General features: G+C 66.9%; 19 protein-coding genes. 11 read left to right on the top strand and 8 right to left on the bottom strand.

What is annotated here, in order from left to right; all coding sequences use genetic code 11:
* Window positions 1-21: 21 nt before the first annotated feature.
* The 4 genes from AQ610_RS10760 to AQ610_RS37290 all read right to left on the bottom strand — a co-directional run bounded on the left by AQ610_RS10760 (window position 22) and on the right by AQ610_RS37290 (window position 3,764).
* A complete protein-coding gene (locus tag AQ610_RS10760; RefSeq protein WP_006026537.1) occupies window positions 22-1,260 on the bottom strand; it encodes an HlyD family secretion protein in 1,239 nt (412 codons plus the stop codon).
* Window positions 1,261-1,329: 69 nt separating this feature from the next.
* Window positions 1,330-2,826: an efflux transporter outer membrane subunit gene (locus AQ610_RS10755; protein WP_006026538.1), complete on the bottom strand. Its 1,497-nt coding sequence runs from the start codon at window positions 2,824-2,826 to the stop codon at window positions 1,330-1,332.
* Between the two features lie 99 nt (window positions 2,827-2,925).
* On the bottom strand, window positions 2,926-3,423 hold the full coding sequence (locus AQ610_RS10750) for a MarR family winged helix-turn-helix transcriptional regulator (protein ID WP_009912638.1): 498 nt from the start codon (window positions 3,421-3,423) through the stop codon (window positions 2,926-2,928).
* Window positions 3,424-3,623: 200 nt separating this feature from the next.
* Window positions 3,624-3,764, bottom strand: a complete 141-nt coding sequence (locus AQ610_RS37290) for a pyridoxal-dependent decarboxylase (RefSeq protein WP_162486747.1) — start codon at window positions 3,762-3,764, stop codon at window positions 3,624-3,626.
* Here AQ610_RS37290 and typA point away from each other — a divergent pair.
* The 6 genes from typA (at window position 3,717) to AQ610_RS10720 (ending at window position 13,460) form a co-directional block, all read left to right on the top strand.
* A complete protein-coding gene (gene typA / locus AQ610_RS10745) occupies window positions 3,717-5,543 on the top strand; it encodes a translational GTPase TypA (protein WP_006026540.1) in 1,827 nt (608 codons plus the stop codon). The genes AQ610_RS37290 and typA overlap by 48 nt on opposite strands.
* 353 nt (window positions 5,544-5,896) lie before the next feature.
* Window positions 5,897-8,761, top strand: a complete 2,865-nt coding sequence (locus tag AQ610_RS10740) for a 2-oxoglutarate dehydrogenase E1 component (protein WP_009912636.1) — start codon at window positions 5,897-5,899, stop codon at window positions 8,759-8,761.
* 119 nt (window positions 8,762-8,880) lie between these two features.
* Window positions 8,881-10,140: a 2-oxoglutarate dehydrogenase complex dihydrolipoyllysine-residue succinyltransferase gene (gene odhB / locus AQ610_RS10735; RefSeq protein ID WP_043282579.1), complete on the top strand. Its 1,260-nt coding sequence runs from the start codon at window positions 8,881-8,883 to the stop codon at window positions 10,138-10,140.
* A 99-nt stretch (window positions 10,141-10,239) separates the two neighbouring features.
* Window positions 10,240-11,670: a dihydrolipoyl dehydrogenase gene (lpdA, locus tag AQ610_RS10730; RefSeq protein WP_006026543.1), complete on the top strand. Its 1,431-nt coding sequence runs from the start codon at window positions 10,240-10,242 to the stop codon at window positions 11,668-11,670.
* A 107-nt stretch (window positions 11,671-11,777) separates the two neighbouring features.
* Window positions 11,778-12,875 carry a cell division protein ZapE gene (gene zapE / locus AQ610_RS10725; protein WP_006026544.1) on the top strand — a complete coding sequence of 366 codons (1,098 nt, stop codon included), beginning with the start codon at window positions 11,778-11,780 and terminating at the stop codon, window positions 12,873-12,875.
* Between the two features lie 174 nt (window positions 12,876-13,049).
* Entirely contained in the window at window positions 13,050-13,460 is a 411-nt protein-coding gene (locus AQ610_RS10720) for a transposase (protein WP_006026545.1), read from the top strand.
* Between the two features lie 147 nt (window positions 13,461-13,607).
* Here AQ610_RS10720 and AQ610_RS10715 read toward each other — a convergent pair whose 3' ends face one another.
* The 4 genes from AQ610_RS10715 to AQ610_RS10700 all read right to left on the bottom strand — a co-directional run bounded on the left by AQ610_RS10715 (window position 13,608) and on the right by AQ610_RS10700 (window position 19,049).
* Entirely contained in the window at window positions 13,608-14,069 is a 462-nt protein-coding gene (locus AQ610_RS10715) for a DUF2147 domain-containing protein (protein WP_009912631.1), read from the bottom strand.
* Between the two features lie 228 nt (window positions 14,070-14,297).
* Window positions 14,298-15,953 carry a ShlB/FhaC/HecB family hemolysin secretion/activation protein gene (locus tag AQ610_RS10710; protein WP_006026547.1) on the bottom strand — a complete coding sequence of 552 codons (1,656 nt, stop codon included), beginning with the start codon at window positions 15,951-15,953 and terminating at the stop codon, window positions 14,298-14,300.
* Between the two features lie 173 nt (window positions 15,954-16,126).
* A complete protein-coding gene (locus tag AQ610_RS10705) occupies window positions 16,127-17,389 on the bottom strand; it encodes a collagen-like triple helix repeat-containing protein (RefSeq protein ID WP_006026548.1) in 1,263 nt (420 codons plus the stop codon).
* 49 nt (window positions 17,390-17,438) lie between these two features.
* Window positions 17,439-19,049, bottom strand: a complete 1,611-nt coding sequence (locus AQ610_RS10700; protein ID WP_009912624.1) for a collagen-like triple helix repeat-containing protein — start codon at window positions 19,047-19,049, stop codon at window positions 17,439-17,441.
* A 639-nt stretch (window positions 19,050-19,688) separates the two neighbouring features.
* On the opposite strand from AQ610_RS10700, the gene AQ610_RS10695 reads away from it, so the two are divergent.
* The 5 genes from AQ610_RS10695 (at window position 19,689) to AQ610_RS10675 (ending at window position 23,326) form a co-directional block, all read left to right on the top strand.
* Window positions 19,689-19,886 (top strand): Flp family type IVb pilin, encoded by a 198-nt coding sequence (locus tag AQ610_RS10695; RefSeq protein ID WP_006026550.1) that lies wholly within the window; start codon window positions 19,689-19,691, stop codon window positions 19,884-19,886.
* 81 nt (window positions 19,887-19,967) lie between these two features.
* Window positions 19,968-20,474, top strand: coding sequence for an A24 family peptidase (locus AQ610_RS10690; RefSeq protein ID WP_041861706.1), 507 nt, complete (start codon window positions 19,968-19,970; stop codon window positions 20,472-20,474).
* Window positions 20,471-20,938: a TadE/TadG family type IV pilus assembly protein gene (locus tag AQ610_RS10685; protein ID WP_006026552.1), complete on the top strand. Its 468-nt coding sequence runs from the start codon at window positions 20,471-20,473 to the stop codon at window positions 20,936-20,938. Before AQ610_RS10690 ends, AQ610_RS10685 begins: the two co-directional genes overlap by 4 nt.
* A gap of 87 nt (window positions 20,939-21,025) precedes the next feature.
* A complete protein-coding gene (gene cpaB, locus AQ610_RS10680; protein ID WP_015602285.1) occupies window positions 21,026-21,937 on the top strand; it encodes a Flp pilus assembly protein CpaB in 912 nt (303 codons plus the stop codon).
* A gap of 63 nt (window positions 21,938-22,000) precedes the next feature.
* Complete coding sequence (locus tag AQ610_RS10675; protein WP_006026554.1) at window positions 22,001-23,326, top strand: type II and III secretion system protein family protein; 1,326 nt, start codon at window positions 22,001-22,003, stop codon at window positions 23,324-23,326.
* The last annotated feature ends 60 nt before the right edge of the window (window positions 23,327-23,386 follow it).

The raw sequence follows: 23,386 nt of genomic DNA, 5'->3' as shown, positions 1-23,386 counted from the left end.
GCTGGTTCGGCCGGGGGGCGCTTACATCAGGTTCGATGCGCGGCCGCTGACGACCTTCGCCGCCGGCGTCGGCGCAACTGCGCCGGCCGGCGCGCCGCTGCCCGCGTTCTGCGCGATGATGCGCGCGATCTCCGCGTTCGCATCGTCGCCGTACTTCGCGAACACGTCGGTCTCGTAGACGGTGTTCTGCACGTTGCCGAGCTGGTTGCCGCTTTCGTCCTTGATGTCGACGTCGACCTGCATCGACAGGCCGATGCGCAGCGGATGCTCCTTCAGCTCCTTCGGATCGAGCTCGACGCGCACCGGCAGGCGCTGGACGACCTTGATCCAGTTGCCCGTCGCGTTCTGCGCCGGCAGCAGCGAGAACGCCGCGCCCGTGCCCGCCGAGAAGCCGACGACCTTGCCGTGGTACTTGACCGACGAGCCGTAGATGTCGGCCGTCAGCTCGACCGGCTGGCCGATCCGCATGTGCTTCAGTTGCACTTCCTTGAAGTTCGCGTCGACCCACACGGCGGAGAGCGGCACGACCGACATCAGCGGCGTGCCCGGCGACACGCGCTGGCCGACCTGCACCGAGCGCTTCGCGACGTAGCCCGTGACGGGCGCGGGCAGCATGTTGCGCGCGTTGTTCAGGTACGCGTCGCGGACCTTCGCGGCGGCGGCGAGCACGTTCGGGTGATCGGCGACAGTCGTGTTCGCGGTGAGCGCGCGGTTCGACGCGAGCTGCTGGTCGGCGGCGTCGAGCGATGCCTGCGCGGCCTTCACCGCGTCGCGCGCGTGCGAGATTTCCTCCTGCGACACGGCGCCCGTCTGCGCGACGGCGAGCCGGCGGCGCAAGTCGTCCTGCGCCTTCGACAGATCCGACTGGCGCAGCGCGACCTGCGCGCGGTACTGGTCGTCGTTCACGTAGAGGCCGCGCACCTGGCGCACCGTCTGCGCGAGATTCGCCTCGGCCTGCTGCAACGCGACCTGCGAATCGGCCGGATCGAGCACGACGAGCGGATCGCCCGCCTTCACGGTCTGCGTGTCGTCCGCCTTCACCGCGATCACGGTGCCCGTCACCTGCGGCGTGATCTGCACGACGTTGCCGTTCACGTATGCGTCATCGGTGGTTTCGTGGAAGCGCGCGACGAGCAGGTAATAGAGGCCGTACGCGATCGCGGCGATCGCGATCACCACGAAGAGCAGCGTCATCATTCGCTTGCGCTTGCCGTTGTTCTGCGGCTGCGCGGGCGCTGCGTTTTGTTGAGGGTCGCTCATGGCGAGTTTCTCCGTCTTGTATCTAGGCGATTAAAGCGATATCCGGCGGCGTGCCGGGAATGATTCGGTTCAGTTCGACGCGTGCTGCGCGGCCGCGGCCGGCGCCGATGCGGGCGCGGGCGCGGCGAGCGGCGTGCCGGTGGCGTCGAAGCCGCCGCCGAGCGCCTTCACGAGGCCGATCTGCAGGTCGCGGCGGCGCATCTTCAGGTTCGTCACCGTCTGCTCGGCGGCGAGCCGGTTGCTGTCCGCGTTCAGCACCTGCAACTGCGGCGACAGGCCCGCCTTGTAGCGGATCACCGCGAGCTCGTATGCGCGCGTCGATGCGTCGAGCGCGCGCTGCGCGTCGCCCATCTGCGTGTCGACCGAGCGGATCGACGCGACTTGCGTCGCGACGTCGTTCAGCGCATTGACGAGCGTCTGGTTGTAGTTCGCGACCGACAGATCGAAGTCCGCGTAGCGGCCCTTCAACTGCGCGCGCAGCGCGCCGCCGTCGAAGATCGGCAGATGGATCGCCGGGCCGAACTGCGCCTGGCGGCTCGCGAAGTTCAGGAATCGCCCCCAGCCGAACGCGTCGAAGCCAAAGCCCGCCGCGAGGTTGATGTCCGGGAAGAACTCGGCTTTCGCTTCCTTCACGTCGTGCATCGCCGCCTCGACCTGCCAGCGCGCGGCGACGAGGTCCGGGCGGCGCGACACGAGATCGGCGGGCAGGCTGTCCGGCAGCGCGACGGCGCCGCCCGGGCTCAGCACGGGCGCGGCGATCTGCAGCCCGCGGTCCGGGCCCTTGCCGAGCAGCGCGGCGAGCTGATAACGGACGTTCGTGATCTGGCCGTCGAGATCGGACAGCGTCGACTGGCTCGTCGCGATGTTGCCGCGCGCGGTCTGGCGCTCGACATTCGTGTCGAGACCCGCGCCGACGCGGCCGTCGGTGATCTTGCCGACCGTCTGCCGGTTCGAGATCTCGTGCTCGGCGATGTCGCGCAGCGCGTATAGCTGCGCGAGCTGGTTGTACGTGCGCGCGACCGACGTCGCGAGGGTCACGCGCGCCTGCTGCATGTCGGCTTCGGCGGCCTTTTCCTGCGACACGGCCGCATGGAGGCGCGCGCGGTTCTTGCCCCACAGGTCAAGTTCCCACGACGCGCTCGCGAGCGCGTTGTTCTCGCTGTACCACTGGCCGCCAAAGGGCGGCGGAACGAGGGCGTTGCCGGAATACAGCTCGCGGGTCCACGAGTATTGAGCGTCCGCCTTCGGCAGGAGCGTCGAGCGCGACGACTCGATGTACGACGACGCCTTCGCGAGGCGCGCCTGCGCCTGCGCGATCGTCGGATTGCCTTCGAGCGCCTCGTCGATCAGCTTCGGCAACTGCGGATCGCCGAACTGGCTCGCCCAGTCGAGCGACGGCCACTGGCCGCCCTGCGCGGGCAGGCTCTGCGCGCTTTCGAACTGCGCCGCGGGCGCGATCGTCTTGTCGCTCTTGATGCCGAAATAGTTCGCGCATCCCGCGAGCGCCAGCGCGGCGACCGCGACGGCCGTGGCGGTCCGGCAAGCGGATAACGGGAAGGTTTTCATCGCTGGGTTTCCTGACTCGGAATCTGACTCGGAATGAATAATGGACACTGCAAGGATTTCCTTACATTTATCTGTCTAAATTGATTGTTGCGGCAATATTTATGACGGGCTTCCGGTCGCGCCAGGGCATTCGCCCGAATTCACGAGAATGCGGCGCAGCATGCTCTTGAGGAAGCCGACTTCCTCGGGCGTGAGGCCGTCGAGCACCTGATCGAGCACGCTGCGGAAGATCACCGGCATGCGCTTCGTGAGTTCGCGTCCCTCGTCGGTCAGCTCGAGCCGCACGACGCGCCGGTCTTCGCTGCTGCGCACTCGCTGCAGCAAGCCGCGCTTCTCGACGCGATCGAGCAGCCGCGTGATCGCGCTCGCGTCGATGCCGTACTCGCGCGCCAGCTCGGCCGCCGTCGAGCATTTGCCGACGGCAAGCATGAACAGCATCGTCGCCTGCGTGCCGGTGATGCCGAGCTCGGTTTGCGTGCGCTGCGTGACCATGTTCGTCATCAGCGATTTCACGCGCGACATCAGGTAGCCGACGCTGTCGTTGATCTGGTACAGGGCCAGATCCTGATCGGGCCGCGGGGAAGAGGGATCCGACATAAATTCTCTGAGGCTGCAATAGTTGACTAGGCAGCAGTATAACGCGAATAGTTGCTGCGGCAAATGTTAATTGAAGCGCGATTTGGTTGCAGAGTTGCAAAAATGGCCCTGACGCGAGTGGGCTCATCGATGGCCTCGCGCGCAGGGTGGCGTCGATGCCGCGCTGCAACGGAGTGCGCCGCTCGCGACATCTTGGCGTGCTATAATTTCAGGCTTTCCAAGCTGCAAATCGCGCGCGCATCGGGCAAAACGGTGCGCGCGCGCTTGCGCGTTCCATCCGTTTTCAGGTTTCTATGACCCGCGCCCTTCGCAACATCGCCATCATCGCCCACGTCGACCACGGCAAGACGACGCTCGTCGACCAACTGCTTCGCCAGTCCGGCACCTTCCGCGAGAACCAGCAGGTCGCAGAACGGGTGATGGACTCGAACGACATCGAAAAGGAGCGCGGGATCACGATCCTCGCGAAGAACTGCGCGGTCGAGTACGAAGGCACGCACATCAACATCGTCGACACGCCCGGGCACGCGGACTTCGGCGGCGAAGTGGAGCGCGTGCTGTCGATGGTCGACTCGGTGCTGCTGCTCGTCGACGCGGTCGAGGGCCCGATGCCGCAGACCCGCTTCGTGACGAAGAAGGCGCTCGCGCTCGGCCTGAAGCCGATCGTCGTCGTCAACAAGGTCGACCGCCCGGGCGCGCGGATCGACTGGGTGATCAACCAGACCTTCGACCTGTTCGACAAGCTCGGCGCAACCGAGGAGCAGCTCGACTTCCCCGTAGTCTACGCGTCGGGCCTGAACGGCTACGCGTCGCTCGATCCGGCCGCGCGCGACGGCGACATGCGTCCGCTGTTCGAGGCGATCCTCCAGCACGTGCCGGTGCGTCCGGCCGATCCGGAGGCGCCGCTGCAACTGCAGATCACGTCGCTCGACTATTCGACGTACGTCGGCCGGATCGGCGTCGGCCGCATCACGCGCGGGCGCATCAAGCCGGGCCAGCCGGTCGTGATGCGCTTCGGCCCGGAAGGCGAGGTGCTCAACCGCAAGATCAACCAGGTGCTGTCGTTCAAGGGGCTCGAGCGCGTGCAGGTCGAGTCGGCCGAGGCGGGCGACATCGTTCTCATCAACGGGATCGAGGACGTCGGCATTGGCGCGACGATCTGCGCGGTCGAAGCGCCTGAAGCGCTGCCGATGATCACGGTCGACGAGCCGACGCTGACGATGAACTTCCTCGTCAATTCGTCGCCGCTCGCCGGCCGCGAAGGCAAATTCGTGACGAGCCGCCAGATCCGCGATCGCCTGATGAAGGAGCTGAACCACAACGTCGCGCTGCGCGTGAAGGATACGGGCGACGAAACCGTGTTCGAAGTGTCGGGCCGCGGCGAGCTGCACCTGACGATCCTCGTCGAGAACATGCGCCGCGAAGGCTACGAGCTCGCGGTGTCGCGTCCGCGCGTCGTGATGCAGGAGGTCGACGGCGTCAAGCACGAGCCGTACGAGCTGCTGACGGTCGACCTCGAGGACGAGCATCAGGGCGGCGTGATGGAGGAGTTGGGGCGCCGCAAGGGTGAAATGCTCGACATGGTGTCGGACGGGCGCGGCCGCACGCGTCTCGAGTACCGGATTCCGGCGCGCGGCCTGATTGGCTTCCAGAGCGAATTCCTGACGCTTACGCGCGGCACGGGCCTGATGAGCCATATCTTCGATTCGTACGCGCCTGTCAGGGAAGGCTCGGTCGGCGAGCGCCGCAACGGCGTGCTGATCTCGCAGGACGACGGCGCGGCGGTGGCGTACGCGCTCTGGAAGCTGCAGGATCGCGGCCGCATGTTCGTGAAGCCGGGCGACGCGCTTTACGAGGGCATGATCATCGGCATTCACAGCCGCGACAACGACCTCGTCGTGAACCCGATCAAGGGCAAGCAACTGACCAACGTGCGCGCGTCGGGCACCGATGAAGCGGTGCGTCTCGTGCCGCCGATCCAGATGTCGCTCGAATACGCGGTCGAATTCATCGATGACGACGAGCTCGTCGAAGTGACGCCGCAGTCGATCCGCCTGCGCAAGCGCCACCTGAAGGAGCACGAGCGCCGCCGCGCGAGCCGCGAGGCCGAGGCCGGCTGAGCGTGCGCCGGGCATCGTCCGGGCGTCGCGCCGCATTCGCCGCGCATCTCGAAAGCCGCCTTCGGGCGGCTTTTTTGCATGCGCCGACGGGTGGCGGGCGCGCCGGTTGAAAAACTGTGTTTCATGCGTGCTCGGGAATGCGCGCGATGCCCGCGAAAGCCCGTCGCAGCGGGCTTTCAGGGCGCTATCGCCGCGCTCGCCGCAGGGTTTTCTGTGCTATGCTGCGCGCACGCAAGTTTTAGGTCCTTCCAAGCAAGACTTGATTCGCGCAATCCGCTAAACGGTCAGGCCGTGTCGCGGAAGGTTGAGTAACCCGCTATTTCTCGAGAAGCTCGAAGAAAGGTGAGCGTCAAATGTCAGATGTAATGAAGCAATTCCAGCTGAACTCGTATCTGTTCGGCGGCAATGCTTCGTATGTTGAAGAACTGTACGAAGCCTATTTGGATAACCCGGCGTCGGTGCCGGACAACTGGCGCGAATATTTCGACGCGCTGCAAAACGTCCCCGCAACCGATGGTTCGAGCGCGAGCGACGTGGCCCACAACCCGATCGTAGAGTCGTTCGCCCAGCGCGCGAAAGCCAACGCTTTCATCCCGCGCGAAAGCGGCGGCAACCTCGCCACCGCCCGCAAGCAAGTCCACGTTCAGTCCCTCATCAGCGCGTATCGCTTCCTCGGCTCGCAATGGGCCAACCTCGATCCCCTGAAGCGCCGCGAACGCCCCGCGATTCCCGAGCTGGAACCCGCGTTCTACGATTTCTCCGAAGCCGACCTCGACCAGACGTTCAGCGCGAGCAACCTGTATTTCGGGTTCGAGCAGGCGTCGCTGCGCGACATCGTCAAGGGGCTGCGCGACACGTACTGCGGCACGATCGGCGTCGAATTCATGTACATCAGCGATCCCGAGCAGAAGCGCTGGTGGCAGGAGCGCCTCGAGTCGAGCCGCGCGACGCCGAACTTCTCGGCCGACAAGAAGAAGCACATCCTGAACCGCCTGACGGCCGCCGAAGGCCTCGAGCGCTATCTGCACACGAAGTACGTCGGCCAGAAGCGCTTCTCGCTCGAAGGCGGCGAGAGCTTCATCGCGTCGATGGACGAAGTCGTCCAGCGCGCAGGCTCGAAGGGCGTGCAGGAAATCGTCATCGGCATGGCGCACCGCGGCCGTCTGAACGTGCTCGTGAACACGCTCGGCAAGATGCCGGCGGATCTCTTCGCCGAATTCGAGGGCAAGCACGTCGACGACCTGCCGGCAGGCGACGTGAAGTACCACAAGGGCTTCTCGTCCGACATCGCGACGGAAGGCGGCCCGGTCCACCTGTCGCTCGCGTTCAACCCGTCGCACCTCGAAATCGTGAACCCGGTGGTCGAGGGCTCCGCGAAGGCGCGGATGGACCGCCGCGGCGACGCCGACGGCCTGCAGGTGCTGCCCGTGCAGATCCACGGCGACGCGGCGTTCGCCGGCCAGGGCGTCGTGATGGAAACGCTGAACCTCGCGCAGACGCGCGGCTACGGCACGCACGGCACGCTGCACATCGTCATCAACAACCAGATCGGCTTCACGACGTCGGACCCGCGCGACGCGCGCTCGACGCTGTACTGCACGGACGTCGTCAAGATGATCGAGGCGCCGGTGCTGCACGTGAACGGCGACGATCCGGAAGCGGTCGTGCTCGCGACGCAGATCGCGATCGACTACCGGATGCAGTTCCACAAGGATGTCGTGATCGACATCGTCTGCTTCCGCAAGCTCGGGCACAACGAGCAGGACACGCCGGCCGTCACGCAGCCGCTGATGTACAAGAAGATCGCTCAGCACCCAGGCACCCGCGCGCTGTACGCGGAGAAGCTTGCGCAGCAGGGCGTGATCAGCGCCGAGGACGCCGACGGCTTCGTGAAGGCGTACCGCAAGGCGATGGACGACGGCCACCACACGGTCGATCCGGTGCTGTCGAACTACAAGAGCAAGTACGCGGTCGACTGGATGCCGTTCCTGAACCGCAAGTGGACGGACGCCGCCGACACCGCGGTGCCGCTCGCCGAGCTGAAGCGCCTCGGCGAACGCATCACGACGGTGCCGCAAAACTTCAAGGTCCACCCGCTCGTCGAGCGCGTGATCAACGACCGCCGCAACATGGCGCGCGGCGATCAGCCCCTCGACTGGGGCATGGGCGAGCACCTCGCGTACGCATCGCTCGTCGCGTCCGGCTACGCCGTGCGCCTGACGGGCCAGGATTCGGGCCGCGGCACGTTCACGCACCGTCATGCGGTGCTGCACGACCAGAACCGCGAGCGCTGGAACGACGGCACGTACGTGCCGCTGCAGAACATCTCGGAAGGCCAAGCGAAGTTCAACGTGATCGACTCGGTGCTGTCCGAAGAGGCGGTGCTCGGCTTCGAATACGGCTACTCGACCGCCGAGCCGAACACGCTCGTGCTGTGGGAAGCGCAGTTCGGCGATTTCGCGAACGGCGCGCAGGTGGTGATCGACCAGTTCATCTCGTCGGGCGAAGTGAAGTGGGGCCGCGTGTCGGGCCTCACGATGCTGCTGCCGCACGGCTATGAAGGCCAGGGTCCGGAGCACTCGTCGGCGCGCATCGAGCGCTATCTGCAGTTGTGCGCGGAGCACAACATGCAGGTCGTCCAGCCGACGACGCCCGCGCAGATCTTCCACCTGCTGCGCCGCCAGATGATCCGCCTGTTCCGCAAGCCGCTCATCGTCGCGACGCCGAAGTCGCTGCTGCGCCACAAGGAAGCTGTGTCGGATCTGTCGGAGCTCGCGAAGGGTTCGTTCCAGCCGGTGCTCGGCGAAGTCGACGGCGGCATCGACGCGAAGAAGGTCAAGCGCGTGATCGCGTGCTCGGGCCGCGTGTACTACGACCTCGTCGCGCATCGCCGTGAAGCGAAGGCGAACGACGCCGCGATCGTGCGGATCGAGCAGCTCTATCCGTTCGCGCACAAGCAGTTCGAAGCGGAAATGAAGAAGTACGAGAACGCGACGGAAGTGGTCTGGGTGCAGGACGAGCCGCAAAATCAGGGGCCGTGGTTCTATGTCGAACACCACCTGAAGGAAGGCATGAAGGAAGGGCAGAAGCTCGCGTACAGCGGCCGCCCGGCTTCCGCCTCGCCGGCCGTCGGCTATTACGCGAAGCACTACGAGCAGCAGAAGGCCCTCATCGAAGGCGCATTCGGCCGCTTGAAGAGCGCATCGGTCGCGAAATAAAGAGACGTAGCGAAGCGGGAAGGCGCGGCGCGCTTTCCTGCGCACGACGCGCGCCGCAATACCCGGCAGCGCATGCGGACGTCTCGTCATTACCCAGATTAAGCATCCAGGAAATTCACATGGCTATCGTAGAAGTCAAAGTCCCCCAGCTTTCGGAGTCGGTTTCGGAAGCGACCATGCTGCAGTGGAAGAAGAAGCCCGGCGAAGCCGTCGCGCAAGACGAAATCCTGATCGAGCTCGAGACCGACAAGGTCGTCCTCGAAGTGCCGGCGCCCGCCGCGGGCGTGCTCGCGCAAGTGCTGCAGAACGACGGTGACACGGTCGTCGCCGACCAGGTGATCGCGACGATCGACACCGAAGCGAAGGCGGGCGCGGCCGAAGCCGCGGCAGGCGCCGCCGAAGTCAAGCCGGCCGCCGCTCCCGCCGCCGCGCCGGCGCCCGCCGCGCAGCCGGCTGCCGCCGCCGCATCGCCCGCCGCATCGAAGCTGATGGCCGAGAAGGGCATCGGCGCGGCCGACGTCGCAGGCTCGGGCCGCGACGGCCGCATCACGAAGGGCGACGTGCTGTCCGCGGGCAGCGCGCCGAAGGCCGCGGCGGCCCCCGCGCAGGCGTTGGCCGCGGCGAAGCCGTCGCTGCCGGAAGTGAAGGTGCCGGCGTCGGCGACGACGTGGCTCAACGACCGTCCGGAGCAGCGCGTGCCGATGTCGCGCCTGCGCGCGCGTATCGCCGAGCGTCTGCTCGAATCGCAGCAGACCAACGCGATCCTGACGACGTTCAACGAAGTGAACATGCAGCCCGTGATGGATCTGCGCGCGAAGTACAAGGACAAGTTCGAGAAGGAACACGGCGTGAAGCTCGGCTTCATGTCGTTCTTCGTGAAGGCGGCCGTCCACGCGCTGAAGAAGTTCCCGCTCGTGAACGCGTCGATCGACGGCAACGACATCGTCTATCACGGCTATTTCGACATCGGCATCGCGGTCGGTTCGCCGCGCGGCCTCGTCGTGCCGATCCTGCGCAACGCGGATCAGATGAGCCTCGCCGACATCGAGAAGAAGATCGCCGAATTCGGCCAGAAGGCGAAGGACGGCAAGCTGTCGATCGAGGAAATGACGGGCGGCACGTTCTCGATCTCGAACGGCGGCGTGTTCGGCTCGATGCTGTCGACCCCGATCATCAACCCGCCGCAGTCGGCCATCCTCGGCGTGCATGCGACGAAGGAACGTCCGGTCGTCGAGAACGGCCAGATCGTGATCCGTCCGATCAACTATCTCGCGCTGTCGTATGACCACCGGATCATCGACGGCCGCGAAGCGGTGCTGTCGCTCGTCGCGATGAAGGACGCGCTCGAAGATCCGGCGCGCCTGCTGCTCGACCTGTAAGCACGCTTTTCTCACCGTATCGAACCGCTTCGGCGGGCCGCGCGGGCGCCCATCGCGAGGCGCCTGCTCGGCTTGCCGGAGCCAAATCAAAGGATTGTCATGTCGAAGGAATTTGACGTCGTCGTGATCGGCGCGGGCCCGGGCGGCTATATCGCCGCGATCCGCGCCGCTCAACTGGGCAAAACGGTTGCCTGCATCGAAAAATGGAAGAACCCGGCCGGCGCGCTGAAGCTGGGCGGCACGTGCCTGAACGTCGGCTGCATCCCGTCGAAGGCGCTGCTCGCGTCGTCGGAGGAATTCGAGAACGCGCAGCACCATCTCGCCGACCACGGCATCAGCGTCGACGGCGTGAAGATGGACGTCGCGAAGATGCTCGCGCGCAAGGACGGGATCGTCGAGAAGATGACGGGCGGGATCGAGTTCCTGTTCAAGAAGAACAAGATCACGTGGCTCAAGGGCCACGGCAAGTTCACCGGCAAGACCGACGCCGGCGTCACGATCGAAGTGAGCGGCGAAGGCGAGACCGAAGTCGTCACCGCGAAGAACGTGATCATCGCGACGGGCTCGAAGGCGCGTCACCTGCCGAACGTGCCGGTCGACAACAAGATCGTCGCGGACAACGAAGGCGCGCTGACGTTCGACACGGTGCCGAAGAAGCTCGCCGTGATCGGCGCGGGCGTGATCGGCCTGGAGCTCGGCTCGGTGTGGCGGCGCCTCGGCGCCGAAGTGACGGTGCTCGAAGCGCTGCCGGCGTTCCTCGGCGCGGCCGACGAGGCGCTCGCGAAGGAAGCGGCGAAGCTGTTCAAGAAGCAGGGCCTCGACATCCACCTCGGCGTGAAGATCGACGAAGTGAAGACGGGCGCGAACGGCGTGTCGATCGCTTACACGGACAAGGACGGCAACGCGAAGACGCTCGACGCCGACCGCCTGATCGTGTCGGTCGGCCGCGTGCCGAACACCGAGAACCTCGGCCTCGAGGCGATCGGCCTGAAGGCGAACGAGCGCGGCTTCATCGACGTCGACGATCACTGCCGCACCGCGGTGACGAACGTGTACGCGATCGGCGACGTCGTGCGCGGCCCGATGCTCGCGCACAAGGCGGAAGACGAAGGCGTGCTGGTCGCGGAAGTGATCGACGGCCAGAAGCCGCACATCGACTACAACTGCATTCCGTGGGTGATCTACACGTATCCGGAAATCGCGTGGGTCGGCAAGACGGAGCAGCAACTGAAGGCCGAGGGCCGCGAGATCAAGTCGGGCCGGTTCCCGTTCTCGATCAACGGCCGCGCGCTCGGCATGAACGCGCCGGACGGCTTCGTGAAGATGATCGCGGACGTGAAGACGGACGAGCTGCTCGGCGTGCACGTGATCGCCGCGAACGCGTCGGATCTGATCGCCGAAGCCGTCGTCGCGATGGAGTTCAAGGCGGCGTCGGAAGACGTTGCCCGCATCTGCCATCCGCACCCGTCGATGTCCGAAGTGATGCGCGAAGCGGCGCTCGCCGTCGACAAGCGCTCGCTCAACAGCTAAGCGCGACGGCGCAGCACCGCGCGCCGGCCTTCGCGGCCGGCCGCGCAGTTTCTCGGCGAAGGCGGGCGGGATTTTCCGCTCGCCTTCGTTTTTTGCCGGCTTGCATGATGAATGTCACCGAATACTACGAGCACGAGCTGAAGACGCGCGGCTATCAGTCCGATGCCGCGCAGCGCGCCGCGGTCGAACGCCTGCAGCGCTGCTACGGCGAATGGGTCGCCTACAAGGCGCGCCGCTCGAACGCGTTCAAGAAACTCGTCATCCGCCCGGATCTGCCGCGCGGCGTCTACATGTGGGGCGGCGTCGGGCGCGGCAAGAGCTTCCTGATGGACAGCTTCTACGCGGTCGTGCCGGTGCAGCGCAAGACGCGGCTGCACTTCCACGAGTTCATGCGCGAAGTGCATCGCGAGCTCGAGGAGCTGAAAGGGCAGGCCGATCCGCTCGACGAACTCGCGCGCCGGATCGCGAAACGCTACCGGCTCATCTGCTTCGACGAATTCCATGTGTCGGACATCGCCGACGCGATGATCCTGTACCGGCTGCTCGACCGGCTGTTCTCGAACGGCGTGCAGTTCGTGATGACGTCCAACTACGATCCGGACGATCTGTATCCGGACGGCCTGCATCGCGACCGGATGCTGCCCGCGATCGCGCTTCTGAAGGAGCGGCTCGACGTGCTGAACGTCGACGCGGGCGTCGACTATCGGCAGCGCACGCTCACGCAGGTGCGGATGTATCACACGCCGCTCGGCGCGCAAGCCGACCGCGAGTTGCGCCACGCGTTCGCGCAGCTCGCCGCGGTGCCGGACGAGAACCCGATCCTGCACATCGAGAAGCGCGAGATCAAGGCGCTGCGCCGTGCGGACGGTGTCGTCTGGTTCGATTTCGCGACGCTCTGCGGCGGTCCGCGCTCGCAGAACGACTATCTCGAGCTCGCGAGCCGCTTCCATGCGATCGTGCTGTCCGACGTGCCGCAGATGTCGCCGCGGATGGCGTCCGAGGCGCGCCGCTTCACGTGGCTCATCGACGTGCTGTACGACCACAAGGTGAAGCTGCTGATGTCGGCCGCGGTGGCGGCCGATGATCTGTACGTCGAAGGACCGATGGCGAACGAATTCAGCCGCACGGTCTCGCGGATCGTCGAGATGCAGTCGAAGGAATATCTCGAGGCGCCGCGGCGCCTGATCGATACGTCGCTGACCTGATCCGGTTCGCGCGCCATGCGCCGCGAACGACCCGACCCGAATTCGAAAACGCGCGCAGACGGTTAACTTCGGTTAATTCGGTATTAACTATTCTTAAATCGGCGCGCGTCGTGTATCCAATGCCGGTTCGTCTCGATATCGTTGCGGTCATGTTCTTCATGAACGGAGAAGCACATGACGCCGTATCGCGATATTACCGATGAGGAGTGGCAGCGCGTCGCTCCATTGCTGCCCGAGCTGCGTCCGCGCAAGGAATTGCGCGGCAGGCCGCTCGCGGACACGCGCGCGGTGCTGAATGGCGTGCTGTGGGTGATCTACAGCGGTGCGAACTGGTCGGCGATGCCGCGCCGCTTTCCCGCGTATCAGACTTGCCATCGCCGCTTCAAGGCGTGGCACGAATCCGGCGCGTTGAAGCGCGTGCTCGTCGAGCTGTTCGGCACGCAGAGCGATGATCTGTGCGAGCTGATGGCGATGCGCATGCGCACGCATGCGCGCTCGAAGGCCGCGCAGGCGCGCAGCGGCGCGGCATCGACGGCGACCTCGCCCGCGCCGCGTCACGAACACTCGCTCGAGCACGTCGCCTGACACGGCGCGCGGCGTCTCGCACGCATGAAAAAACCGGCCTCGCGCAGATGCGCGAGGCCGGTTTTGTTTTTGCCGCTTTTGCCGCCTGGCGTTCGCGGGACGCGGCGCGCAAGCGGCGACCGGTGCATCGGGAGACGGGCGCTTGGCTTATTGAGCGCGCATCCACGTCTGCGAGCGGCCGAGCAGCGATACGCCGATGTAGCCGCGCACGATGAGCTTCTGGCCGCCTTCCTCGAGCTTCATCTTGCACTTGTAGACCTTGCCGTTTTCCGGGTCGAGGATGTTGCCGCCGTCCCAGCCTTCGCCGTCCTTCTTCATCGCCTTGATGATCGTCATGCCCTTGATGAGCTGATCCTTGCGCTCGTCGGTGCACGCGGTGCAGCGGCGGTCCGGCGTGTCGTTCTCGCCGAGGCCCTTGAGGACCTTGCCGGACAACTCGCCGGCCGAGTCTGCGGTGATCTGCACGAGCGCCTTCGGCTTGCCCGTGTGATCGTCGATCGTCTGCCACGTGCCGATCGGGCTGTCCGCCTGAGCGAACGCGCTCGCGGCGCATGCGAGAAGTGCGCCTGCCACGGTGATCGAGCGCAGTGAACGAGTCATTTGAAACATGTCTTCCTCCTTGGATCGCACGATGTCGTTTTCGTCAGCCCGCGGGCCGTCTGCGTCGGACGGCGGTGGATGCGAGCTTTGCGCAGAATACGTGAATCCGCGCGCGGCGTTTGATACAAGTGCTTCTAATCGAAGTGGCGACGTGCGATGCAAAAATGAAAAAATGCAAACGCGCGCGGCCCGGCGTGCGACGGGCCGCGAAGCGCAAACGAGCGGGGCGGGCGGACGTCAGTAGAGCTGATACGAGAACGATGCGTTCACGCGCGGGCTGCGCGACGCGCTTTCGATCGGCGCGTCGCCGACGGGTTTCGCGATCGACACGTCGAGATTGTAGAAACGGCTATCGGTCAGGCGCACGCCGAGCCCGACCGACGACAGGCGGCGCGGCACCGGCGTGCCCGAATGCAGATACACGCGGGCCATGTCGTACGCGATGTACGGCGTGATGTTCTTCAGGTACGTGAAGCCCGGCGTGAATGCGCGATTGAGTTCGAACGACGCGCCCCATCCCGAATCGCCCGACGTCTCGCCCGGCTGATAGCCGAGCGCGAAACGCTGCGCGCCGAACGAGATCTGCTCGGTGGTCGGCAGCGAATCGGGGCTGTACTGGCCCGTGAGCTGCACGGTCGAGCCGATCTTGAACGGCCACTCGTTCGTCTGCGCGAACGTCGCGCCCGTGCGCACGAACGTCGTCGAGGCGGGGTTCGTCGTGGTGACGCCCGGCAGGTTCGTGAAGCCCGACTTCGACGCGCCGAGAATGTCGAACGCCTTCGCCACATTGAAGCTCAGCTTCTGCACCTGCTTCGGCTGCACGCTCGTGTAGTCGAGCTGCATCTGCAGCACGCGCACCTGCGAGCGCAGGCCGATCATCGCGCCCGTGCTCCGGTTCTGGTAGCGGTCTTCGTTGTGCGACGCGTAGCCCGACACCGTGCCGAGCAGGCTGCGCTGGTTGCTCAGCATCAGCGGATACGACGCGGACAGGCCGAGCTTGTCGTTGATCACGGTGCGCTGCACGTTGGGCAGCACGGTCTGGTCGACGGACGGATTACCGCGGTAGTGGCTCGCGTCGAGGCGCGTGACGAGGCCGTTGCTGCCGATCGGCACGGCACCGCTGAACGATACGTACGTCTGATTGTTCGGCCCCTTCGGGAACAGCGCGGAGATGCTCATCTGCTCGCCGAGCGACGTGAGGCCGTTCTCGGTCACGGTGAAAAGCCCTTGCACGCCCGGGTTGTTCGTATTGAGGCCCGCGCTCACGTTGATCGGCTTGCGATCGACGTTGAGCTCAAGCGTCGTCGCGCCGTCGGTGTTCTGCGGCGGCGGCACGTTCGCCTTCACCGTCACGCCGGGCAGCAGGCCGAACGTGTTCACGTAGCGCTCGAACGTCGCGCGGCGCAGCGGGCGGTCGTCCATGATGTGCGCGGCGATCGCGCGCACCTTCGGCTCCATCGCGCCGGGCCGGCCGGTGATCTTCAGGTTCGCGACATAGCCCTCGACGACCGTCACGCGCACGACGCCGCCTTCGAACGTCTGCGCGGGAACGAACGCGAACGACAGCGCATAGCCGCGCTCCTGATACAGCTTCGTCACGCCGTTCGCCGTCTCGATCAACTGGCCGATCGTGATGTCCTTGCCGACGAGCGGCGTGAAGCGCTGCGAGATCTCTTCGAACGGAATCGACTTGACGCCCTCGACCTGGAACGAGGTCGGCGTCAGATGGCGCGCGAGGAGCGCCTGCACCTGGACTTCCTGCGGCGCGACCTGCACGGTCACGCTCGGCTTGCTCGGCGTGTTGATCTGCGGCAGCGCTTCGAGCGGATTGCCGCCCGAGCGGCTTTGCGCATGCGCGGCACCGGCGGCCGCGACGAGCGCGAGCAGCAGCATCCAAGAATCGTGTCTGGATTTCATTGTGATTCCTCGTGGGCCTCTTTGTGCTTGTGATCTTCTAATGCCGTTGCGCGGCGCCTGGCGGGCCGCGCAACGTGGTCTTCCGTTGTTCTATGCGACTGCCACTGCGCCGCGCGCTCCTTGCCGGAAGGCGCGCGCGGTATTTCGCATCACTTGCCGAAACTGCCCAGCGTGCCGAGCGTACCCGTCACAGGGGCGAGGAGCCCCGTCGCGCCGCCCGTTGACGACGTCGAACCGGACAGCGTGCCCGTGAGAGGATTGAGCAAACCGGTGACGGGCGCGAGCGGGTTCGCACCAGCGCTCGTGCCGCCGCTCGCGAGGCTCGTGATCGGCGCGAGCGGGTTGCTCGCGCCGCCCGACACCGCGCTGCCGCCGAGTGAGCCGGTCGGCAGCGCGCCGCCGCCGAGGCTCGACAGCAGGCCGCTCAGCGGGCTGCCGAGCGTGGAGCCCGAGCTCGTGCCCGAGCCGGTTGCGACCGTTGCCGTCGAGCCGCCGACGAGGCTCGTGATGAGGCCCGGGATCGGCGCCGCGCCGTTCGGTGCGGCCGGGTTCACGAGGCCGCCCGCGTTCGTCACGGTGTTGCCGACCGCCGACACGAGCTGGCCGACGTCGCCGACGAGCGGCTGCGACGGGGACGTGCCCGCGATCTGCTTGCCGGCCGAGCTGATCGCGCCGCCGACTTGCTGCAGCAGGCCCGACACCGGCTGGCCGACGCCCGTCGTCGTGCCGACCGTCTGCGTGACCTGGCCCGCCGTGATGACGAGCGGCGTGACCGCGGAGCTGATCGGCTGCGTGATCTGCTGGACAGGCCCCGTCGACAGCGCGTTGCCGAGCATCGTGCCGGCCGCGTTCACGCCGTTCGCGGCCGTCGCGAGCGCGCCCGCGACAGGCGTCGTGACGGGCGAGAGCGGGGCGAGCGGGCCCGTGCCGAGCGCCTGCACGGTCTGGCTGAGGCCCTGCACGGTGTTGCTCGCCGCGCTCACGACGTTGCCGAGGCCCGCGACTGTCGTGCCGACCGGATTCTGCGTGGAGCCGATCTGGCCGAGGCCGTTGCTGAGCGCATCCGCCGCGGCGTTGACGATGCCGCCCGTGCTGCCGACCGTCGCGCCGACGCCCTGGGTGACGCCGCTGCCGAGGCCCGGCACGCTCGTCGAGCCGATCGTGTTGCCGAGATCGGTCGCGGTCTTGCCGAGCGTGTTGACGACGCCCGACGTGCCCGCCGTGCCGCTGGTGCCGCTCGTACCACTGGTTCCGCTCGTGCCGCTGGTCCCGCTGGTGCCGCCGCCGGCGGACGGCGGCGCGGTGACGTCGCTGCCGCCGCACGCGGCGAGCACGCACGCGGTTGCGAGCGCGGTGAGCGGAACGCGCCAGGCCGCGAGCGCGAATGACGGGACGAAACGTTGCTGGTTCATGATGCTGCTCCTCGCTGTCTTCTCTGATGCTGGATGGGCGCCGGCCCTTTTACTTCTTGATGCCGCCGAGCAGGCCGCCGACGAGCGACGTGACGGGCGACAGCAGGTTGGTCGAGCCGCCCGTGCCGCTGCTCGCGCCGGTCAGCGGCGCGGTGAGGCTCGCGACCGGGTTCGTCGCGGTCGTCGTCGAACCCGTCGCCGGCGCGGCGGTTGCACCGCCGAGCGCGCCCGTCGCGGTCGAGACGAGGTTCGTGACGGGGGCGAGCGGGCTCGTCGACGTCGCGCCGCCGGTGGCGCCCGAGAGTGCGCCCGTGACGGTCGACACGAGGCCCGTGACGGGCGCGAGCGGGCTGCTGCCGCCTGTACTGCCCGCGGCGCTCGTGAGCGCGCCCGTGACCGTCGACACGATGTTCGTGAGCGGCGCGAGCGGCGAGCTCGAGCCTGCGCTGCCCGCGGCGCCCGAGAGCGCACCCGTGACCGTCGACACGACGTTCGTGAGCGGCGCGAGCGGGGTGCCCGAGGTTGCGCCGCCGACGCCGCTCAGCGTGCCCGTCAGGCCGCCGACGGCGGCCGTGATCGGCGCGAGCGGATTCGTGGAGCCGGTGCCGCCCGTCAGCAGGCCGCCGACCGACGTGATCGTGTTGCCGGTTGCCGACACCGTCTGGCCGAGGCCCGTCGTGACCGGGTTGTTGCCCGTCTTCGTGATCAGCGCGCCGGCCTGGTTCAGGCCTCCGCCGATCGTGCCGAGCAGCGTGTTGGCGGGCGCACCGAGGCCCGTCACGTTGCCGACCGTCTGCGTCGTGCCCGTGACCATCGACGTGATCGGCGTGATCGCCGAGCTGACCGTCTGCGTCAGTTGCTGGACGGGGCCCGTCGACAGCGCGGTGGTGAGCGTCGTGCCGCCCGCGGTGATCGTGTTGCCGAGCGTGCTGACCGCGCCGCCGAGCGGCGACGTGAGCGCCGACAGCGGCGCGAGCGGGCCGCTGCCGAGGCTCGTCACGAGGTTGCCCGTCTGCGTGACGGCGCCGCCCAACTGGCTGACCACGCCGCCCGTGCTTGCGACGGTCGTGCCGATCGGGTTGGTTGACGAGCCGAGCTGGCCGATGCCGCTCGTCACGCCGGAGCCGAGCGCGCTGACCGCGCCGCCGAGGCTCTGAACGACGCCGCCGAGCGCCTGCGTCGTCTGCGGGTTCACGCCGGGCAGCGTCTGGCTGCCGACGACGGTGCCGAGACCCGACACGGTCGAGCCGGCGCCGCTGACGATGCCGCCCGTGTTGCCGGCGATCGTGCCGAGCGCGTTGATGCTCGACGTCGTCGAGCCGCCGCCTGACGTGGAGCCGCCGCCCGAGGTCGAACCGCCGCCCGACGTGGAGCCGCCGCCGGAGGTCGAGCCGCCGCCGCCCGACAGGCCGCCCGTCGAGCCGGAACCGCCGGAGCCGCCGGAGCCGCCCGAACCCGAGCCGCTCGTGCCGCCCGAGCCGGAGCCGCCGTCCCCCGTCGTGGAAATCGCGTTGCCGCTGCTGCTGCCCGAGCCCGAGCCGTCGAGCCCCTTGCTGATCGAGCCGGAGCCGCCGCACGCGGAAAGGGAGAGCATGGCTGCCACGGTGGCCGCGATCAAAGTCGTCCGGAGCGTGCCATGGGAAATCGTGCTGATGTTCATCATCGTCCTCGCATTGGTGTGTTGTCTGTTGCTTGATTTGCCGCACTTGCGCACGACTACTCTGCAACTGGCGTGCCATTTCGTTGGACGATCTTTTCGGTGTGCGCGGCGAGATCCGGCAAACCCTTGTCAGACAAGGGTTTTGGCGGAGCGGGATGGCGCGGGAAAAACGATGGGGCGGGTGCGGCGAGGGCGTGTTTTTATGCGTTCGTAACGTAACGCCGCATGGCGCGCGTTACGGATGCGGCGTAACGTGCGACAGAAACGCGTCGCGCGCCGTCGACATTTGAACTCTGCGTTTTACTGATGAATTAGGTATGTAGATCTAACCTATCGTAAGTCCTTATGTGTAAGGACTACCGACAGATCGTAAAAATAAGCGTGCGCACGGTCATAGTGTCTGATCAAAATCGATGAAAAATGTGGAACAAAAAAGGGTTCGGATATAAGATGCGCTCGTGCGCTATTTGTACGACCTGGTACATCAGGGAATACGAGGGGGACGCCGCCGACATAAATGTTAACTTGTATCAAATTGTTAGAAACTCTTGAAAAAAGGAGTTATAACGAAACCGCCCGAGCCGGCATTAAAGTCGGACTGGCGGGGGCAAGGTCGGCCGATAGCGAAACGCAAGGCCAATGAAGACTCAAGGCACGAGGATCAACATGAAACAACTGATGCATCGCTTCTTCAAGGAAGAGGCCGGGGTGACCGCGATCGAATACGGGTTGATCGCAGGTCTTATCGCGGTGGCCATCGCGACGACGGTCGGCACGGTCGGTACCGATCTGAGCTCGCTCTTCAGCACGATCGCCAGCAAATTGCCGGCGGCCTGACTTTCACATCCAATTACGCATGACCACGAATTGCGGATTGCTTCGGCAATCCGCAAACGTCGCTGGGCGGCTGGGGCTGAGATGATTCGTCTCTTCAGTATTGGATTCTTTTTCGCCTGGGCTGCGGCCGTTGCAATTGCAGATTGTCGCAATCGCCGTATTCCCAACGAATTGGTGTTCGCCGGTTTCGCCGCCGTTATCATTTTTACATTCTGCCGACAAAATCCGTTCGAAACGACATTGACCGGCGCATTGGTCGGCGCAACAGTCGGTCTCGTTTCCCTTTTTCCGTTTTTCGCGCTGCGCGTGATGGGTGCCGCCGACGTGAAGGTATTCGCGGTGCTCGGCGCGTGGTGCGGGCTGCCGGCGTTGCCGCGGCTATGGATCGTCGCGAGCGTCGCGGCGGGCATCCACGCGCTCGGCCTGATGCTCGTGACCCGCACGCCGCTCGGCTCGCTCGGGCGCAACGGCGCGCCCGCGTTCGCGTTCGCGCTCGGCGCGCGCCGCTCCGCGCCTTATGCGGCGTTTCTCGTCGCGCCCGCCGCCGCGTGGCTCGCCTATCTGATTCATACCGGAGGCACGCGATGATGCGCGCGCTCGGCCGATTCCGCTCGCCGCGCCGCCAGCGCGGCGCGACCGCGATCGAATTCGCGATCCTGTTTCCGCTGTTCTTTCTGATCCTCTACGGGATCGTGACATACGGCATGATCTTCGCCGCGCAGCAGAGCCTGACGCTCGCCGCGACGGAGGGCGCGCGCGCCGCGCTCAACTATCAGGTCGCGCAGACCCAGGCGGCGGCGCTCGGCCTGCGCGCGGCGGCCGCGTGCACGGCCGCGAACAATCTGACGGGCTGGCTGTCGGGCGCGACGTGCACGACTTCGTCGAACTACACGTGCTCGTACGATTCGACGATGTTCTGCATCCAGGTCACGGTCACGTATCCGTACGCGGCCAATCCGCTCGTGCCGGCGGTCGCGCTGTTCGACGCGGTGCTGCCGACCACGCTGACGAGCCGGGCGACGGTGCAGATCAATCCGACGAACATCATATGAAGAACACGATCGACTAGGCCGGACCGACGCGCCGCGCGCCACCGGTTTTCTCCAACGTTTTTCCTTGCCGCTGCACTGATAACAATCATGGCCAACCATCTGACCAAGATAATCGCGGTGTTGCTGATCGGGATCGCGATCCTGCTCGGCCTATACGCGTGGGTGCTCGGGCGCAAGCCGGCGCCCGTCGCGCCTGCCGCCGCGCCCGCTGCCGCGACGGCGATGGTGCCCGTCGTCGTCGCGGCGCGCGCGCTGCCCGCCGGGCAGCCCATTCCCGCCGATGCGCTGAAAGTGCAGCAGACGCCGACGCCGATCGCCGGCGCCTTCCCGAATCCGACGCTCGTCACGGGGCGCATCCCGGCGAGCGACATCGTCGCGCAGGCGCCGGTGCTCGAGAGCGAGCTGATGTCGGGCCTCGCCGATCAGATCGCGCCCGGCGAGCGCGCGGTCGCGATCAAGGTCGACGACACGAACGCGGTCGGCAACCGGCTGCGTCCCGGCAATTTCGTCGATGTATTCGTGAACCTGAAGCGCGAAGGCGGCTTCGGCGCGACCGGCGCCGAGATCGCGCAAACGCAGGCGCGGCTGCTGCTGTCGCGGGTGCGCGTGCTGTCGTTCGGCGACGCGACGGCCGATCGCGACGGCACGCCGGGCCCGACGGGCGCGGGCGCGCGCACCGCGGTGCTCGCCGTGCCGACCGCGCAGGTCGACGCGCTGACGCTCGCCGAGGCGAGCGGCCGGCTCGTGCTCGCGCTGCGCAGCCCGCGCGACGAGGATGTCGCCGCCCAGACGGTGGCGATCCGCGCGCCGGGCGGCGCGGGGGCATCGAACCAGGCGGCGGCGGGGCTCGTGCTAAGCGCGCTGTCGGGCGGCGGCGCGTCGGCGCAGACGGCGCGCGCGGCGCCCGCGCCCGCGCGGGTGACGGCGGCGGCCGCGCCGCGTGCGGGAGGCGGCATCGAGGTAATCCGGGGTGGGCGGGCCGAGACGGTCGCCTATTGATCGACGAGCAGTTTCGAACAGTGACGGCAGGGGGAAGGCCGGCTCGCGCCGGTCTCCGACACGATGAAAAATAAACTGATTGCATGGGCGATGGCGTTTGGCGTGTTGCTGTCGTTCGCCGCGCAGGCGGCCGAGATGGGGGCGATCGAGCTCACGACGGGCGCGCAGCGGCAGATTGCCGTCGGGCGCGGCGTGCAGCGGGTCGCGATCGGCGATCCGAACGTCGCCGACGTGCTCGTCATCAAGGGCGGGCGCGGCGGCGTGCTGCTCGTCGCGAAGGCGGCCGGCTCGACGAGCCTGATGGTGTGGGAGCGCGGCCGCGACGAGCCCGCGGTCTACACGGTCGACGTCGTGAGCGGCGCGGCGCGCGCGCTCCTCGACGGCGGCGCGCCGGGCGTGAGGGCGTATGACGGCACGGCGGTCGTGTCCGGCTCGGCCGCGACGCTCGATGCGCATGCGCGCGCGCTCGCCGTCGGCAAGGGAATGGCGGGCAAGGGCGGCGGCGTCGTCGACGCATCGACGGTCGGCGGCAAGAACGTCGTGCAGGTCGACGTGCGCGTCGTCGAGTTCAGCCGCTCGGTGCTCAAGCAGGCGGGCCTGAACTTCTTCAAGCAGAACAACGGCTTCACGTTCGGCTCGTTCGCGCCCGCCGGCCTCGCGTCGGTGACGGGCGGCGGCACGTCGTCGATGTCGGTGTCGGCGAACATTCCGATCGCGTCCGCGTTCAATCTCGTCGTCGGCTCTGCGACGCGCGGCCTCTTCGCCGATCTGTCGATCCTCGAGGCGAACAACCTCGCGCGCGTGCTCGCGCAGCCGACGCTCGTCGCGCTGTCCGGGCAGAGCGCGAGCTTCCTCGCGGGCGGCGAGATCCCGGTGCCGGTGCCGCAGTCGCTCGGCACGATCTCGATCGACTGGAAGCCGTACGGCGTCGGCCTCACGCTCACGCCGACCGTGCTGAGCCCGCGCCGGATCGCGCTGAAGGTCGCGCCGGAATCGAGCCAGCTCGACTTCGTCCATTCGATCACGATCAACGGCGTGACGGTGCCCGCGCTCACGACGCGCCGCGCGGACACGACGGTCGAGCTCGGCGACGGCGAGAGCTTCGTGATCGGCGGCCTGATCGACCGCGAGACGACGTCGAACGTCGACAAGGTGCCGTTCCTCGGCGATCTGCCGATCATCGGCACGTTCTTCAAGCACCTCAGTTATCAGCAGAACGACAAGGAGCTCGTGATCATCGTGACGCCGCATCTCGTCGCGCCGATCGCGAAGAACGCGTCGCTGCCCGCGACGCCCGGTGAACTGTCCGAGCAGCGCGACGGGCCGGTGTGGCGGTCGTATCTCGGCGGCGCGCTGTCGCCGGACGCAGGGCCGGGGTTCTCGAAATGAGCGCGCGACGCCACGACAGCGCACGCGCGAGCGCCGCGATGCGGCGCGCAACCGGGATGC

It is taken from the genome of Burkholderia humptydooensis (genome assembly GCF_001513745.1).
GTDB classification, from domain to species: Bacteria; Pseudomonadota; Gammaproteobacteria; order Burkholderiales; family Burkholderiaceae; genus Burkholderia; species Burkholderia humptydooensis.
Note: the sequence above shows the minus strand (reverse complement) of the source record. Positions and strands in the feature narration are given on the sequence as shown.